General features: G+C 70.0%; 15 protein-coding genes. 14 read left to right on the top strand and 1 reads right to left on the bottom strand.

Annotation, left to right across the window (positions count from 1 at the left end):
• Positions 1-43: 43 nt before the first annotated feature.
• From ACFS27_RS28030 to ACFS27_RS27990, 9 genes are all read left to right on the top strand, one after another.
• Positions 44-1,843 (top strand): FHA domain-containing protein, encoded by a 1,800-nt coding sequence (locus tag ACFS27_RS28030; RefSeq protein ID WP_377190451.1) that lies wholly within the window; start codon positions 44-46, stop codon positions 1,841-1,843.
• Between the two features lie 43 nt (positions 1,844-1,886).
• The gene (locus ACFS27_RS28025) at positions 1,887-3,515 is read left to right on the top strand and encodes a serine/threonine protein kinase (RefSeq protein ID WP_377190449.1); all 1,629 of its coding nucleotides are present in this window, start codon (positions 1,887-1,889) and stop codon (positions 3,513-3,515) included.
• 80 nt (positions 3,516-3,595) lie between these two features.
• Entirely contained in the window at positions 3,596-4,312 is a 717-nt protein-coding gene (locus ACFS27_RS28020) for a hypothetical protein (RefSeq protein ID WP_377190447.1), read from the top strand.
• Positions 4,309-4,563 carry a hypothetical protein gene (locus ACFS27_RS28015; RefSeq protein ID WP_377190445.1) on the top strand — a complete coding sequence of 85 codons (255 nt, stop codon included), beginning with the start codon at positions 4,309-4,311 and terminating at the stop codon, positions 4,561-4,563. The genes ACFS27_RS28020 and ACFS27_RS28015 overlap by 4 nt, the downstream gene beginning before the upstream one ends.
• A gap of 12 nt (positions 4,564-4,575) precedes the next feature.
• Entirely contained in the window at positions 4,576-9,051 is a 4,476-nt protein-coding gene (locus tag ACFS27_RS28010; RefSeq protein ID WP_377190443.1) for an FtsK/SpoIIIE domain-containing protein, read from the top strand.
• Positions 9,052-9,197: 146 nt separating this feature from the next.
• The gene (locus tag ACFS27_RS28005; RefSeq protein WP_377190442.1) at positions 9,198-9,518 is read left to right on the top strand and encodes a hypothetical protein; all 321 of its coding nucleotides are present in this window, start codon (positions 9,198-9,200) and stop codon (positions 9,516-9,518) included.
• A gap of 11 nt (positions 9,519-9,529) precedes the next feature.
• A complete protein-coding gene (locus ACFS27_RS28000; RefSeq protein ID WP_377190440.1) occupies positions 9,530-10,987 on the top strand; it encodes a hypothetical protein in 1,458 nt (485 codons plus the stop codon).
• A 95-nt stretch (positions 10,988-11,082) separates the two neighbouring features.
• Positions 11,083-11,694, top strand: a complete 612-nt coding sequence (locus ACFS27_RS27995; protein WP_377190438.1) for a hypothetical protein — start codon at positions 11,083-11,085, stop codon at positions 11,692-11,694.
• Positions 11,691-12,377: a hypothetical protein gene (locus ACFS27_RS27990; RefSeq protein WP_377190436.1), complete on the top strand. Its 687-nt coding sequence runs from the start codon at positions 11,691-11,693 to the stop codon at positions 12,375-12,377. The genes ACFS27_RS27995 and ACFS27_RS27990 overlap by 4 nt, the downstream gene beginning before the upstream one ends.
• 58 nt (positions 12,378-12,435) lie before the next feature.
• Here the strand turns inward: ACFS27_RS27990 and ACFS27_RS27985 are convergent, their stop codons facing one another.
• Positions 12,436-13,068 (bottom strand): hypothetical protein, encoded by a 633-nt coding sequence (locus tag ACFS27_RS27985; protein ID WP_377190434.1) that lies wholly within the window; start codon positions 13,066-13,068, stop codon positions 12,436-12,438.
• Between the two features lie 143 nt (positions 13,069-13,211).
• Between ACFS27_RS27985 and ACFS27_RS27980 the strand changes: the two genes are divergently transcribed.
• From ACFS27_RS27980 to ACFS27_RS27960, 5 genes are all read left to right on the top strand, one after another.
• A complete protein-coding gene (locus ACFS27_RS27980) occupies positions 13,212-13,931 on the top strand; it encodes a hypothetical protein (protein WP_377190432.1) in 720 nt (239 codons plus the stop codon).
• Between the two features lie 126 nt (positions 13,932-14,057).
• A complete protein-coding gene (locus tag ACFS27_RS27975) occupies positions 14,058-14,354 on the top strand; it encodes a WXG100 family type VII secretion target (RefSeq protein ID WP_377190430.1) in 297 nt (98 codons plus the stop codon).
• Positions 14,355-14,566: 212 nt separating this feature from the next.
• Entirely contained in the window at positions 14,567-14,863 is a 297-nt protein-coding gene (locus ACFS27_RS27970) for a WXG100 family type VII secretion target (RefSeq protein WP_377190430.1), read from the top strand.
• 121 nt (positions 14,864-14,984) lie between these two features.
• Complete coding sequence (locus ACFS27_RS27965; protein WP_377190428.1) at positions 14,985-15,281, top strand: hypothetical protein; 297 nt, start codon at positions 14,985-14,987, stop codon at positions 15,279-15,281.
• Entirely contained in the window at positions 15,278-16,591 is a 1,314-nt protein-coding gene (locus ACFS27_RS27960; protein ID WP_377190426.1) for a hypothetical protein, read from the top strand. The genes ACFS27_RS27965 and ACFS27_RS27960 overlap by 4 nt, the downstream gene beginning before the upstream one ends.
• The last annotated feature ends 9 nt before the right edge of the window (positions 16,592-16,600 follow it).

The following is a 16,600-nucleotide window of genomic DNA, read 5'->3' as shown; positions in this document are numbered from 1 at the left end:
GCAGGGGCGGGACACGAGCAGAGCAACACACTAGGAGGCGACCATGAGCACCTCGGACGCTGGACAGCGAACCGGGATCCGGTACACGACGGGGAAGGCGCGCGTCATCGTGCGCGGCGACGCCGTCGTCGTGCTGCCCGGCGAAGGGACCGGAGCGGACGAGGCGGACCCGGCAGCCGGGCTCTGGGCCGACCTCGCGACACCCGGCGCCGGGGTCGCGGAGGTCCTCGGCACGCTGACGACGTCCGCGGTGGGCGGGCTCAAGGGAGTCCCGCCGTTCGCGGTGGTGGTGCTCACGGGTGCCGGCACGGGCGAGCCGGCCAGCGCGCACGTGGTGGCGCGCGGCGACGGGCTGACCGTCACCATCGAGACCGGTGACGAGTCGCAGACCGTGTCGGGCGCAGGGGTGATCTCCTGGACGGAGCGCGTGGTCGACGGCGTCACCGCGGTCGAGGTGGCGACGGGGGTCTCGGGCTTCGGCAGCTTCGCGGACGGCCTGCCCGTCGAGTCGGGCGTCGTCCTCGCGGGCGTGGTGCGCCACCAGGTGGTCGAGCCGGCCGAGCGCCTGGCCGAGCCCGTCCCGCCGCTGGTCGAGTCGGCCTTCTTGGTCGAGTCCGCACCGCTGGTCGACCTCGTCCCGGCCCAGCCGGTCGAGACCCCTGAGCCGGCGAGCTCCACCGCCGAGCCCGCCGCGTCGCTGGTCGACTGCGTCGAGACCCAGGGCGCTACCTCCGGGACGCCGGTCGCGACCGGAGGCTCGGCCGCGGAGACGCCGGTCGAGCCCGGTTTCGAGACCGCCGCCCCGATGGGCACCGTCACGATGGTCCCGGCGTCCGAGGAGACCATCGCGCCCGACGAGGACAACAGCGGCGAGGCGTCGGTGGCCTCCGCCGAGGCGGAGGCCGCCCCGGAGGAGGCTCCGGACGAGGACGACTACATGCACCTGTGGGGCGCCACCGTCGCCCACGGGGTCGAGGCGGCTGCCGTGCGGCCGGAGAGCATCGAGGAGGGCGAGGACGAGCCCGCCCCGCCGTCCGGTGCGATCCCGGCGGGACCGCCGCCCCCTCCGGCCCCGCCCGTGCCGGCGCCCGCGTTGCCCGACACCGCGGACCCCGGACCGGACGGCATGATCTCCGGTGTCCCGATCTCCGGCGTGCCCGGTTGGTCCGGCGCCACCCCTGCCGCCGCGCACCGCGCAGCGGCCGTCGGCGCGGAGGCGACAGCAGAGGCGGAAGCGGCCGACGACGACCACGACGGGCACACGGTGATGTCGTCGGCGATCGCCGACCTCAAGGCAGCCGCGTCCGCGCCGTCGGCGCCGAAGTTCTCCGTACCCGCCAACCCGAACGCGCCACGGATCCTTGCGGTGACGTGCGAGAACGGCCACCCCAACCCGACCGCCCGCGAGAACTGCCGCGAGTGCGGCAGCGCGCTGTCGGCAGAGGCCGAGCTGGCCGTGCGCCCGTCGTTGGGCCGCATGGTCGTGACGTCCGGCGCCGCGACGGCCGGCGCGGCGGGCGTGCGTGGCGGCCAGGTGGTCGAGCTGGACCGGCCGGTGATCGTGGGTCGCCGGCCCCGCACCAACAACACGTCGGCCGACCAGATGCCGCGTCTCGTCACGGTCTCCAGCCCGCAGCAGGACATCTCGCGGTCCCACACCGAGATCTCGCTCGAGGACTGGCACGTGCTCGTGACCGACCTCGCCACCACGAACGGGACCACGCTCCTGCGGCCGGGCCAGCCCCCGCGGCGCCTGCACCCGAACGAGAAGGAGCTCGTGTCCGACGGCGACGTCGTCGACCTGGGCGACGGCGTGACCCTCACGTTCGAGGGCATCTGGTGAGGGCCTCGACCACCGCAAGCCCCACCACCGACGAAGGAGCAGTGTGAGCAGCAAGAGGAAGCCGTCCCCGCCACCCGAGATCGAGGGCTTCGAGTACCGCAAGCTCATCGGTTCGGGCGGTTTCTCGGACGTGTTCCTGTACGAGCAGCAGCGACCGCGCCGACAGGTCGCGGTGAAGGTGCTGCTCAAGGAGTGGTCGAGCGAGACGCAGCGCGCCGCGTTCGACGCCGAGGCAGACCTGATGGCGACGCTGGGCAACCACCCGTCGATCGTCACGATGTACGAGGCGGGCGTCGCGAACGACGGCCGCCCGTACCTGGCCATGGAGTACTGCTCGCGCCCGAACCTGGGTGCGCGCTACCGGTCGGAGCGGTTCTCGGTGGCCGAGGCCCTGCGCATCACCATCCAGATCGCCGGGGCCGTCGAGACGGCGCACCGGCTGGGCATCCTGCACCGTGACCTGAAGCCGTCGAACATCCTGGTGACGCAGTTCGGGCACCCGGCGCTGACCGACTTCGGCATCTCGTCGACGGTCGACGAGGCGGCGGCGGCGGAAGGCATGTCGATCCCGTGGTCCCCGCCGGAGTCGTTCGGCGACCCGCCGATGTCGGGCATCGCGACCGACGTGTGGGCCCTGGCCGCCACCTGCTACACGCTGCTGGCCGGCCGCACCCCGTTCGAGACGCCAGGCGGTTCGAACACGTCCGCCGACCTCGTGCGCCGCATCGAGCAGGACGAGCTGCCCGCGGTGAGCCGCAGCGACGTCACGCCGTCGCTGGAGCGCGTGCTGCGCATCGCGATGTCGAAGCTGGCGTCCTCGCGGTACCCGACGGTGCTCGCCTTCGCGCGCGAGCTGCAGAAGGTCCAGGTCGAGCTGTCCCGCGACGTCACCCCCATCGACCTGCTGGACGAGTCCGGCGCGATGCAGGAGGACGAGGCGGAGGCCGACGGCACCCGCCTGCGCCAGATCGTCACCATCGACCCGGCCGGCGCGGGTGCATCAGGCCCCAGCGCGTTCGGGCCGGGCGCCACCGGGCACGGCTCGGGCGGCGCGCTGCAGGCCGCTGCGAGCCGCGCCTACGCGCCCGCCGCGCCGACGCAGGCACCGGCACCCGGCCCCGCGCCGTCGGACGACACCGTGTACCGCAGCTCGGCGGACCAGGCGACGCAGGGCACCCGGGCGACCCCCGGCGCCGTCGGGCAGCTCACGGAGGCACCGGCCCCCGCCCAGGTGGCCGAGGAAGAGGAGCAGCCGCGACGCGGTATCTGGGCGCTCGTCGTCGGCGTGGTGGTCGTCGTGGTCGTCGGGGTGTCCGCCTGGGCGCTGACCCAGGACGGTGGCGGCGATCCGGAGGGTGAGCAGACCGCCTCGACCTCCGCCGTCGTGCCCCCGGCACCGGCCGGTGGCTACGTACCGCCCGTGAGCGACGTCAAGGGCACGGTGCAGGGCAAGGATGCGGTGTTTACGTGGACGCCACCCAAGTCCTTGGAGGAGGGTGACACCTACGCCTACCGGGTGCTGGAGCTGACCGGCGATCCCGTGTACGAGGCGGTCCCGAAGGGTACGTCCGTGACGGTGCCGCTCAAGGGCGAGACGTGCGTCGAGATCGTGGTGGTGCGCTCCAGCAAACCGTCGAGCGCGGCGTCCGGCTGCGTGACCGCACAGGGCTGAGCAGGGGCTGAGCACACAGCTGAGCAGACAACGGTAGCTCCGAGCACACCCGCTCGGACCTGGCACGGGGAGGTGAGTGGATGAACGGCCTTGCGATCGAGTTCGCCGGCGAGTGGTTTCGGCCGTCCGAGGAGGGCGCGGCCTTCGACATCGGCCGCGAGGGTGACCTCGCGATCGACGACAACCCTTACCTGCACCGTCGCTTCCTGCGCATCGCGCACGAGGACGGCATCTGGTGGCTGTCCAACGTCGGCTCGCTCATCTCGGCGACCGTGTGCGACGCGGGGGGCGGCGTGCAGTCCTGGCTCCCGCCGGGCAACCGCCTGCCCATGGTGTTCCCCACGACGTCGATCGTGTTCACGGCAGGTCCCACGACCTACGAGATCACCGCACAGCTCGACAACGCGCCGTACCACGAGATCCGGTCCGAGGACGATGACGACTCGGGCGCCACGACGATCGGTGCGATCAGCTTCACCAAGAGCCAGAAGCAGCTCATCGTTGCGCTCGCCGAGCCCATGCTGCGCCGCGAGGGCACGGGGCTGAGCGAGATCCCCTCGTCGGCGTCGGCCGCGCGCCGGCTGGGCTGGGCGAGCACGCGGTTCAACCGCAAGCTCGACAACGTGTGCGAGAAGCTCGACCGGATCGGCGTGAAGGGGCTGCGCGGTGGTCCAGGTGCCCTGGCGACGAACCGGCGAGCACGGCTTGTCGAGTACGCGGTGGCCTCGCGCCTGGTGACCCAGTCGGACCTGCCGCTGCTGGACGAGGCAGAGAGCGAGAAGGGGGCTACGGCATGAGCAGACCCTTGCGGAGCCGGCCCGAGCTCGTGGTCGCCGGAGCCATCGGCGGCGGACTCATCGTCTGGGTGATCGTGGTCTTCGGGACGGTGCTGTTCACCGGCGCCGGCACGGGTGACTTCCTGGACCCCTACCGCGCTCTCGGGCGCGTCCTCACGACGGGGTCGACGTGGCTGATCGCGGCCGGTGGTGCCGTGGTCGGTGGGGTGGTGGGCGCCGTCGTCGGCGGCCCTCAGAACAAGAAGAAGTGACGGGGAGGATTCATGCGCGTCAAGGTGACGCTCGTACGTTCGGACGGTAGCCACGACGATGTCGTGGTCACCGCGGACGCCGGTGCTCGGATCGGCGAGATCGCCGACACGATCGCCAGGGTGGACCCGACGGCGCCTGGCGCCCCGGGGCGGTCCCGCACGCTGGAGGCGCAGCTCCCGGGCCAGGACCGGCCGGTCCGGCTGCCCGCGGACGCGGCGCTCGGTGAGGCGTGGATCGGGTCCGGCGCCTTCGTGGCCTCGGTGGAGCAGGCCATGCCGGGCTTCGACTACCCGGGGTCGGACGCCGTCCGCGCGGCCATCCGCATCGAGGGCGGCGGCACCGTCGAGCTCACGGAGGGCTCGTGGGTGCTGGGCCGCTCGCAGGAGTGCGACGTCGTGGTCGATGACCCGATGGTGTCGAAGAAGCACCTCCGGCTCGACGTGTCGGACGACGTCGAGGTCGTCGACCTGGGTTCGGCGAACGGCATCCTCGTGGACGGCGAGCACGTGCAGCGCCTGCGCATCGAGGGTTCGCAGCGGGTGGTGCTCGGTGACACGGCGGTCACCATCGAGAGCCGCCGGCCGAGCACGATCACGGGCGTGACGCCCAAGGCCGGCCCGGTCGCGTTCACGCGGTCGCCGCGGGTCGAGGCGCGCTACAAGGGCGAGGAGTTCGAGTCCCCGGACGCGCCGAAGGAGGCAGAGCCGAAGGAGTTCCCGTTCCTTGCGCTGCTGGCGCCCATCCTCATGGGCTTCGCGATGTTCTTCATCATGCAGCGGCCGACGGCGCTCCTGTTCGTGCTGATGGCGCCGGTGATGATGATCGGCAACCACCTGACGCAGGGCCGTCAGGCGAAGCGGCGCCTCGAGCGCGACGTCGGCAGGTTCGAGGAGAAGCTCGAGTCGCTGCGCGAGGTGCTCAAGGAGGAGAAGGAGACGGAGCGTTCCGTCCGCCTGCGGGAGGCGCCGGCCACCCAGCACGTCTACGTCGAGGCGATGCGGCACGGCCCGCTCCTGTGGACGCGCCGTCCGGAGCACTGGAGCTTCCTCAACGTCCGGTTCGGCCTTGGCACCATGCCGTCGCGCAACACGGTGAAGACGGGCGGCAAGGGCGCGCTCATGAAGGAGTACCAGGACGTCCTGGACAACCTCGTCGAGCAGTACGAGGACGTCGACGGCGTCCCCGTCGTGGAGAACCTGTACGACGCGGGCGCACTCGGCTTCGCCGGTCCGCCCGCCCGCGTGATCGGTTCCCTGAACGCGACGCTGCTGCAGCTCACCGGCCTGCACTCGCCGTCGGAGCTGGTCGTGACCAGCATCGTGAGCCCGGTGTGGACGCAGCACCTGCAGTGGCTCACCTGGATCCCGCACACGTCGTCGGCCCACAGCCCTATCGACGGGCACCACCTCGCGGACTCCGCCTCCGGTGCGCAGCGCCTGCTGGCACAGCTCGAGGAGCTGATCTCGAACCGGCTCAAGGCGGTGCGCGGCGGCGGCCGTCGTGGCGCGATCGGCGAGGACGCGGCTGCGCTGGAGCGCGGTGGCGACGTCGGCGACCGTGGCCCGGACACCGGTACCAAGTCGCCGGTCCCCGCGGTGGTCGTGGTCATCTCCGACGACATCGACGTGGACCGGGCGCGGCTCATCCAGCTCGCCGAGATGGGCGCCGACGCCGGCGTGTACCCGCTGTGGATCTCCGCCGAGACGGCCGGTCTGCCCGCCGCGTGCCGCACGTTCGTCGAGGTGAGCCAGGACGGCCCGCGAGTCGGCATGGTGCGGCTCGGTCGCTGGGTCGACGACATCGCGCTCGAGGAGGTCGACGGCAAGGCGGCGCTGGAGTACGGGCGCCGGCTGGCTCCGGTGTTCGACGCGGGCGCCATCGTCGAGGACGCCTCCGACCTGCCGCGCTCCATCACGATGCCGGCCCTGCTCGGCCACGACCTGTTCGAGAACCCGGACGCCGTCATGGAGCGCTGGCGCCAGAACCTGTCGGTCTACGACCGCACGGGCCAGGGCGTGCAGCGCAAGCGCGCCGGCTCGCTGCGTGCGATCGTCGGCTCGGCCGGTGTGGACGCCCAGCACCTCGACCTGCGGAGCCAGGGCCCCCACGCCCTGGTCGGCGGCACCACCGGTGCCGGCAAGTCGGAGTTCCTCCAGGCCTGGGTGCTCGCGATGGCCGCCGAGTACAGCCCGGACCGCGTGACGTTCCTGTTCGTCGACTACAAGGGTGGTTCGGCCTTCGCCGACTGCGTCCAGCTCCCGCACTGCGTGGGCCTCGTGACCGACCTGTCGCCGCACCTGGTGCTGCGGGCCATCACGAGCCTGAGGGCAGAGCTGCACCACCGGGAGCACCTCTTCAACCGCAAGAAGGCGAAGGACCTGCTCGAGCTGGAGAAGCGTGGCGACCCGGAGACCCCACCGGCCCTCGTCATCGTGATCGACGAGTTCGCCGCCCTGGTGGGCGACGTCCCCGAGTTCGTGGACGGTGTCGTCGACGTCGCCCAGCGTGGCCGCTCGCTCGGCATCCACCTGATCATGGCCACGCAGCGCCCGGCCGGTGTCATCAAGGACAACCTGCGCGCCAACACCAACATGCGCGTCGCCCTCCGGATGGCCGACGAGTCGGACTCCTCCGACGTCGTCGACGTGAAGGACGCCGCGTTCGTCGATCCGTCGATCCCCGGCCGCGGGCTCGTCAAGACCGGCCCTGGGCGGGTGCAGGCCTTCCAGTCCGGTTACGCCGGTGCCTGGAGCACGCGGTCACCCGAGCGCGCCAAGGTGGAGGTCGCGCGCCTGCACTTCGGGCGGGAGGAGAAGTGGGAGGAGCCCGTCGTCGAGTCGGACGTCTCGGTCGACGAGGCGGACCTCGGCCCGAACGACCAGCAGCGGCTCGTCGCCCGGGTCCAGGAGGCGTTCGAGCGCGGCCGCCTGCCGGTCCCGCGGCGTCCGTGGCTGGACTCGCTCGCCGACGTCTACGACCTGACGCGGCTCTACCAGCGCACGGACACCGAGCTGCTCATCGGCGTGGCCGACATCCCGGAGCAGCAGGCCCAGGCGCCCCAGTACTTCTACCCGGACCAGGACGGTCACCTCGGCATCTACGGCACCGGTGGTGCCGGGAAGTCGACGGCCCTGCGCACGCTCGCGGCAGTCGCCGGCATCACGCCGCGGGGCGGGCCCGTGCACGTGTACGGGCTCGACTTCGCGGCCGGTGCGCTGCGCATGCTCGAGGCGCTGCCCCACGTCGGCACCATCGCAAAGGGCGACGACAACGAGCGCATCGTCGGGCTGATGCGGATGCTGCGCGACGAGCTGCAGCGCCGCGGCGAGGCCTTCGCCGCCGTGAACGCGGCGAGCGTCTCGGAGTACCGGCAGGTCAGCGGGCGGCACGACGTGCCGCGCATCCTCCTGCTCGTGGACGGGTTCGCGAACTTCCGCGACGAGTACGAGGTGGGCGCCGGCCGGGCCGAGTGGTTCGAGGTGTTCCGCGACATCCTGAACGACGGCCGAGGGCTCGGCATGCACGTCATGTTCACGGCAGACCGGTCGGGCGCGGTGCCCACCTACGTGCGGTCGATGGTGCAGCGCAACATCCTGCTGCGCATGAGCGACGACGGGTACCTCGCCTTCAACGCGCCGCGTGACATCGTCACGGCCACGTCGCCCAGCGGGCGCGCGGTCCTGGACGGTCTGGAGGTCCAGGTGGCGGTGGTCGGCGGCACGACGTCGGTCCAGGAGCAGGCGGTGGCCACCGACCGGCTCGCCGAGTCGATGCGCCGCGCCGGCGTGCGCCCGGCGCCCGCGGTCCAGGTGCTGCCGACCGAGTACTCCGCCCTGGAGCTCCCGCCGTCGGTGAACGGTCACCCGGTGCTCGGTATCGACAACATCGCGATGGCGCCCCTCCCGTTCGACCCCACCGGCACGCTCGTGGTGGCCGGTCCGCCCGGGTCCGGTCGTTCGAACGCCCTCGTGCACATCGCGCGGGCCGTCCAGCGGGCCAACCCCGAGGCGCGGATCTACCTGTTCGCGCAGTCGCGCTCCGCGATCGCGGGCGAGATGACGTGGGCCGACGTCGCGATGGGCGTGGACAAGGTCGCCGACATGGCCAAGGAGCTCCTCGCCGCGGTACAGGACGAGGACACGGAGCCAGGCATGGTCGTCCTGATCGAGGGCATCAACGAGTACCTGCAGACGCCCGCCGACAAGCCGATCCAGGACCTCACCAAGGCGATCCGCAAGAGCGATCACCTGCTGGTGGCCGAGGCGGAGACGGGCTCGTGGGGCGCCACGTGGCCGCTGCTCTCGGAGGTCAAGAACGGCCGGCGCGGTCTCCTGCTGCAGCCGGAGAACCTCGACGGGGACACGATCCTCAAGACCTCGCTCCCGCGTGCCGCGAAGGGCGAGTTCCCCGTGGGCCGCGGAGCCTGGATCGCGCGCGGCAAGAGCGTGCGCGTGCACGTGCCGCTGGTGCTGGGCACCGAGGGCTGAACCGAGGACCGAGGCCGTTCCTTGCTGCAGGGCGTGGGGAGCACATGGGGAGTGCTCCCCATGCCCAGTGAATGTGTTGCCCGGTACCGTGCTCCTCAGTGAGACGACAGGGTGACCTTGATAAGAGGTCATTCGACAAGACAGGGGTGAGCGCGGTGAGTTATGACCTCTCCATCAATATGGAACAGCTCAGGGAGCTGGCCGGCGATCTGAAGGTCATTGGTGACGAGTTCCAGAACGCGGACAACAACTCGGAAGATGCCGCGGACGCGACCGGTGACGACGAGCTGCGCGACAAGGTGCAGGACTTCGCCGACAAGTGGAAGATCAAGCGCGACGAGATGACGGGCAACATCGTCAAGCTCCAGGGCATCATCCAGCAGGTCGTCGACACGTTCTCGCAGGTCGACACCGAGCTTGCCAAGGCGCTCGAGCAGGGTGCCTCCGAAGCGACGAGCAAGAAGTAGAGGGGGCACCCGTGGGTGACAGCCAGTACGAGAAGCTGGACGGTAACGCCGACCTCGTGCGGTCGAAGGGTGAGGCCTACCAGTCGGTCGCTGAGGCCATCGAAGGTGCGCTGTCCGCGCTGGACAGCATCGTCAGCGACACGGCGACGACCGCCAAGTCCATGGACAAGACGCGGCAGCTCGCCGAGGACGTCCGCGACGACATCAAGAAGGCGACCGGGCGGTACCGCGTGACGGGCGACGCGCTCGTCGCCTATGCGCCGACGCTGGACAGCTCGATCAGCTCCTCCGAGACCGCCGCGACCCGCATCGCCGAGATCCACCAGGACCTGTGGGACGCACAGCTCGCGAAGAATGCCGCCGAGAACGAGGCGGACGGCCTCCCGGACAGTGCGACACCCGCCGACAAGACCACGGCGAACACCGCCGCGTCCACAGCGGCCACCCGGGTCGAGACGCTGCAGTCGGACCTGGCCTACTGGCGAGGGCAGTGGCAGGAGGCGAAGGACGCAAAGGACGGCTCGGCCCGCACCGCGAAGAACGCGATCGACGAGCAGTTCGAGCGAGACGAGAAGTCCGAGCTGCACGACAGCGGGTGGGACAAGTTCAAGAACTTCGTGTCGCAGGTGTACAAGGTGTTCAAGGTGATCTGCGACATTGCCGGAATCCTCGCGATCTTCCTCTCCTGGGTGCCGATCCTCGGTCAGGTCCTGGTCGCCCTCGCGGCGATCGGGGCGATCCTCGCGATCGTCGAGGGCGTCGTGAAACTCTCGACGGAAGGGTTCAGCTGGGCGGCGGTCGCGGGTATCGCCCTGGGCGTCGTATCGCTCTTCGGTGGCAAGATCGCCACCCACCTCGGCAAGCTCGTGACCGCAAAGACGGTGCTGAGCACCAGCCAGACCGCTGCTCGTGTCGCCGGTGCCGGCGACGACGGCGTCAAGCTGGTGGACGACGCGATCCGGTTCACGTCGGAGCTTCCGGTCTCCCGCATGGACAAGCTCACGTACGCGTTCAAGTCCCCGTTCGTCCAGTCGACCTCGCAGACCGCGGTCCGTGAGGCGTTCGAGTCGGGTGCGCTGACCAAGACCGAGGCCCTCGTCTCGACCCTCAAGAACTCGCTGCCGACGACGTTCAACCTGAAGGGCACGATCGGCGGCGACGCGGCGACGCTCGCCACCCGGCTCTCGGACATGGGCGCTGACGCCATCAGGCTGGAAGGCCCGGTCCGCGCGGCGCAGATCATGAGTGCGACGGCGTTCACGAGCAGCGTCGCCAACGCGGGCATGAACGCCACCAACAGCTTCATCAACGGTGACGTCACCGGAGGCATCAAGAACACGATCGGCGTCGGCGGCAGCTTCCTCGGCGGCTCCTGGGGCGGGGCGGCGAACGCGCCGCTGACGCTCCTCAACGACATCAAGACGCTCGGCACCGTCGACGTTCCCGAGATCGGGACGCTCGGGAGCTGACCGCTCGACGCGATGAGCGCAGGGGCGCCGGCCGGTGTGCGCCGCCCCTGCGTTCGCGGGAGCATAGCGGTCTGACGACAAGGGGTACCACACACATGGCTGGATCGATCACCGAGTTCGGGCTCGGGCTCCCTGCTGGCTGGCACATGCTCCCGACCAGCGACGGGGACTCGCAGTGGGCGGAGGACATGGCCGCGGAGCTGGCGTCGGGCTCCGCCGCCCTCCCCGACGCTCCTGGCCTGCTCGCGAAGCAGCTCAAGGACGTACGCGCCTCGGTAGGGGCGGTGGGCGTGAGCGGTCTGCGCACCGCCGTGCTGATCGACTCGGTCACGGACCCGCTCGTGACCGCGATGCTGACGATCGGCGTGGGGAGCGGAGCGGACGTCGAGCGGTACAAGGCAGAGCTCGAGCACGTCGCCCACGAGGTAGAGGACGCGCAGGTGATGGGACAGCAGATCTTCGATGCGGAGGTCCCTGCCGGCCCGGTCGTCGGCTCCCACCTCCTGATCGGGCACATGGTCGACGGGGCAGGGGAAGCGGGAGCTCACCTCGAAGAGCGCGTGCACGCCGCCGTGTTCCCGCCAGGCACCGGAGACGCTCTCGAGATCATGGTGGTGGCGGCCAACGTCGGCTTGTTCGAGAACCTGCCTGTCACGGTCGTCGATCTGCTCGAAGGCATGACGTTCCGGACGGAGGGCGGGGCATGACCGAGGTGAAGCAGATCCGCATCGCGGACAGCGACATGCGAATCGTCCTGCCCGGCACCTGGGTGCGTGTTCCCCTCGACAGCGAAGAGGTGGCCGTCGCCTTTGCCAAGCGCTTGGTCAAGCGCCAGACAGGAAAGGCGGACCGGCTGGCCAGGGCACGCCGCGAGGCGGTGCAGGAGCTGGTGAGCTCGGCACGCGACGCCGTGGGGATCGGTGTGCACACCTACCTGATGTCGCTGGAGATCCTGCCGGGCATACCGTTCCCGGCAGCGATGCTCCTTCGCGACGACGAATGGCCGGCCGAGTCCTTGCCCGCACTCCAGGCCGGGAACATCGAAGAAGCCCTGACCACCGGCTTCCCCGAGGTCGAGGTGACGGAGGGCGTCTCAGGCCTCATCGCGCGACGCTGGGAGATGGTGCGCCAGCAGGTGGGCGAGGAAGAGTTCATGACCATGCGGCTCGAATACTTCCTGCCGTACCCGGACGGTGCAGGACTGCTCATGGTGCGCGCCAACATGTCGAACATCCCCGGCGGCGAGCCCTTCGCGACCTTGTTCAACGAGATCGTCGACTCGATCACGTTCCCTGCGGTCGTCGACGAGGCGGCCGACGAGGCCCAGGGCGCCGTGACGGTCTCCCCGGCTGTCGAGGTGGCGCAGGAGCCGGCCCGAAACCCGGCCTGAACGACCATGCTGTGCGGGCCGTCGCCCTCGTCGGCGGGGCCCGCACACCATCGACCGGTCAGATCTTTCCGTCTTCCTTCAGCCGCTTGATCTGCTGCTCGAGCCGCTCCGCATCCGCAGCCCGACCTGCCGCGTGCTCCGGGGCCGTCCGAGCGAGCAGGGCCTGCAGCTCCTCCGAGGCGGCGGCTCCGTCTGCGGTCGTCGTCTTGACGGACCGCCACAGCAGCGTGTGGACCTGGTCCTCCAGGCCTGCGTCGCGTCCGAGCACGGCGTCCGAGAGCGCGCGGGCTCCGGTCGGTGCGATGCGGGCGAGCGGGTCCACCTCCGCGATGGCCTGCTGGGAGCTCGCGTGGCCCCTGCCGCGGGCCTGGGCCTTGGCCGCGACGTTGAGGGCGAAGGCGCCGAGGTAGGCGAGCACGAGGCTGATGGCCATGCCGGACGCGATGCGCACCGCGTCGGCGGGGTCCACCAGGAGCAGCACGAGCAGTACCCCGACCACGGCGCAGATCGGGTACCACCAGAACCCGAGCTTCTCGAAGGCTCGGAACCAGCCAGGGATGGGCCCGGTGAATCCGTCCAGGGCTGCGTCGAGCCGTTCGACACCGCTCTCGACCCCGGCTGGTGTCCCGGGTGCCGTGATGAGGGTCGTCCCGGAGCGTTCGCCCTTGGTCAACCAGTTCACCTGCGCCACGTTGTTCTCCTTTGTCGAGTGTCGTGCCGAGTACCGTACGCGTCCGGCGTGGTCGGCGACACAATTCACCCACGGAACGACGGCGGTGCGCCAGTGGCCCCACCTGTAGCGTCATCCCTGATGCTGGGCAGCAAGGGGGAACGATGGCCGACGAAGACCTGAGGACCGGTGCCGACGGACGCACCACCAGATCGGCTGAGAAGCCCACGACGTCCAGCCTCGTCCTGCGGCCGTTCGGCTATCTGCTGATCGGTTCCGTGTGGCTGATGATCTGGATCTTCGCGCTGGGGGTCCCTGCGGGTTCGGTGATCTATCTCGTGCTGGACGAGGACATCGTGAACGGGTTGGGCGAGCGCTTCGCCAACCCGATAGAGGCCATCGCGGTGGTGGTCCTTCTCGTGCCGTTGATGGCGCTGATCATGGGGCCGGGCGCGATCTGGCACCTGCCCACAGCGGCCTGGCCGCCGATGGTGCTCTCGTACCTCTACGCCGTGCGGTCGCTACGACCTTCGTATGCGGGGGAGAAGCTCTCGTTCTCCTCCTGGTCGGCTCGCGGCAGCACGTTCGGGCCGCCGACCGCCGGTGATGTCTCGATGTCGCTCCAGCCGGTACGGCGTTCTGGGCTCACCGACCTCGTCATGCGGTTCTATGTTTCGGGCTGGGACCTGGAGGGCCGGATGTTCCTTGCGATGCTTCCCGCTGGCTTCGCCTGGTCGGCGGCGGTGGTCGCGTTCTTCCCCGGCCTGCCGGACCCGGTGCACCTGGTCTTCCGTGTGGTGACAGCGTTGCTGCTGCTGTCATCGGCCGTGCTGGGATTCCTTGCGTTCCGAGCCCGGTTCTACGGCGACCGAGGCCAGTCCTAGCCCTGTGCTGGAGCCCGGGCCCTCATGGGTAGCGCTCCCCATCGACCGACCCCCGTTGGTTCGTTACTGTCGTGCTCAGTCGGATCGGCCGTGGGGGCCGGCCGGGATCTGAGAAGGGGAATTCTCATGGCGAACATGAATGTGACCTACGAGGAGCTTCGGGGTCAGGCGGGCCAGCTCCGCAACGGGCAGTCGACGATCATGGACACGCTGTCCAACCTGTCGACCCAGGTGAACAACCTGGTTGCTTCTGGCTTCCAGACCGACTCTGCGTCGGGCGCGTTCCAGCAGTCGTACGAGGAGTTCACCACGGGTGCCAAGCAGGCCATCGAGGGCCTCGAGGGCATGGCTTCGTTCCTGGAGCAGGCTGCTCAGACGCTGCAGGACGTGGACTCGCAGCTGGCCAGCGGCATCGGCGGCTGACCGCAGCACCACGCATCATGCACCACGGGGCGGTCCCGGACCTCGGTCCGGGACCGCCCCGCTGCGGTGTGTCAGGGCACGGCATTTCCGCGCAGGTCAGCCGGTGCCGGTCATGGGTACATATACCCATCGACGGGTTGTGGTGGGTTCGTTACTGTCAGGGCTAGTCGGATCGGCCGTAGGGGCCGTCCGGGAATTGAAGGGGAATTCTCATGGCGAACATGAATGTGACCTACGAGGAGCTTCGGGGTCAGGCGGGCCAGCTCCGCAACGGGCAGTCGACGATCATGGACACGCTGTCCAACCTGTCGACCCAGGTGAACAACCTGGTTGCTTCTGGCTTCCAGACCGACTCTGCGTCGGGCGCGTTCCAGCAGTCGTACGAGGAGTTCACCACGGGTGCCAAGCAGGCCATCGAGGGCCTCGAGGGCATGGCTTCGTTCCTGGAGCAGGCTGCTCAGACGCTGCAGGACGTGGACTCGCAGCTGGCCAGCGGCATCGGCGGCTGACCGCAGCACCACGCATCATGCACCACGGGGCGGTTCCGGACCTCGGTCTGGGACCGCCCCGCCGCTGCCCGGCCTGGCTCTGATGGTCCGGCCGACCCACCAGTGACAGAAGGAGTGACTCATGACGGATCAGCTCGTGGTCGACGTCGACCTGCTGCTCGACACCGGCGATGACCTGACCGCCATCGTCAACGAGTTCGACGGCGCCGATTCCTATGCGGACCAGGTTGCGGACGCCGTCGGGGACGACACCCTGGCTGACGCGATCCGTGACTTCTCCAGCGAGTGGAAGAACCGCCGGGAGAAGATGAAGGAGTCGATCGCGAACCTGGCCGAGCTCACGACCGCCGTCGGCACGCAGTTCCAGGACGTCGACAACCAGCTCGCGACGTCTCTCGAAGGGGGAGCAGACGCATGAGCTGGGAACCACTGGCGAGCAGCAACCCGATCCCGGGCGACCCGACGATGTCGCAGAGCGCCGGCGCGTACTACGGCACGATCGCCGACTCGATGGCCGAGGCGTACACCGCGCTGGGCGTCATCGAGAACATGGAGGGCTTCCAGTCCGACGCGGTCGAGCAGCTGCGCGGCAAGGCGGAGGACGTGAAGGCCGAGGTCATCAAGGCGAAGGACCGCTATGCCGCGGCCTCGACGGCGCTGACCCAGTACGCGGTCGACCACCAGGACGCACAGGACGCCGCGCACGCCCTGCTCCTCAGGGCCCAGGAGGCGCAGGAGACGGCCCAGGCGGACCAGCGCGCCGCCGACGCGGCGCAGACCGAGTTCGACGGGGCGGTGAGCACCGCCCGGTCGACCGGCGAGGAGCTCGACTCCGACGCGCGCGGCAGCCTGACCAACGCGAACAACGCGGCCGAGTCGTCCCGCGCCGTGCTGTCCGGGATCATCGGCGAGCTGCCTGGCATCGTCGACGCCTGGCACACCAAGGCCGGCAACGCCGCTACCACCATCAAGGAGGCCGCCGCGAAGGACGACCTCAAGGACGGCTGGTGGGAGAAGTGGGGTTCGAAGGTCGCCGGCTTCGTCTCCAAGTGGGCGGGCAAGATCGCGATGTGGGCGGGTATCGCCGCGCTGGTCCTCGGCTGGGTGCCCATCCTCGGGCAGATCCTCACGGCGATCGCGATCATCGCGACGGTCGCCGCGCTCGTGGCAGACATCGCCCTGGTGCTGAATGGTGAGGGCGACTGGGTGAACGTGCTGCTCGGTGTGATCAGTGTCGCGTCGTTCGGCATCGGCCGCATCGTCGGCGCCGCGGGGAAGGCGACCGCGGCCAGGGGGATGGCGCAGGGTGCGTCACGCGGGAGCCGGGTGGCTTCTCGTGCGTCGCGGTACGGCAGCCCTCTCAACCGGATCGCTGCGACCAATGCGTGGTCCAACGCCACCAAGGCCTTCAAGTCGGTTCCGTACAGCAAGCTCAATCCGGTGAGCTGGGTCCGCTCCGGAGCGGCATCGTTCAGCGGCCTCACCGGTCGTGCGCGCTTCATGAACTTCATGGGCCACGGCGAGGCGGCACGCGCCTACCAGGTGCTGCGCAACGCGGACGACGTCGCACAGTTCTCCCGGAACGCGACGGGCTATGTCGGCACGATGGGGCGGCTCGGGTCGATCAACCCGGCGAAGCTCGGCGGTCTCGGGTCGGCGCTCGTGCCGTACTCCGCAGACATCGGGGCGAACGCGACGCTGCTCTACCGTGACGTACGCACATGGTGACGGATCAGG

This window comes from Promicromonospora vindobonensis, assembly GCF_042685865.1.
In the GTDB taxonomy this organism is placed as follows: domain Bacteria; phylum Actinomycetota; class Actinomycetes; order Actinomycetales; family Cellulomonadaceae; genus Promicromonospora; species Promicromonospora vindobonensis.
Note: the sequence above shows the minus strand (reverse complement) of the source record. Positions and strands in the feature narration are given on the sequence as shown.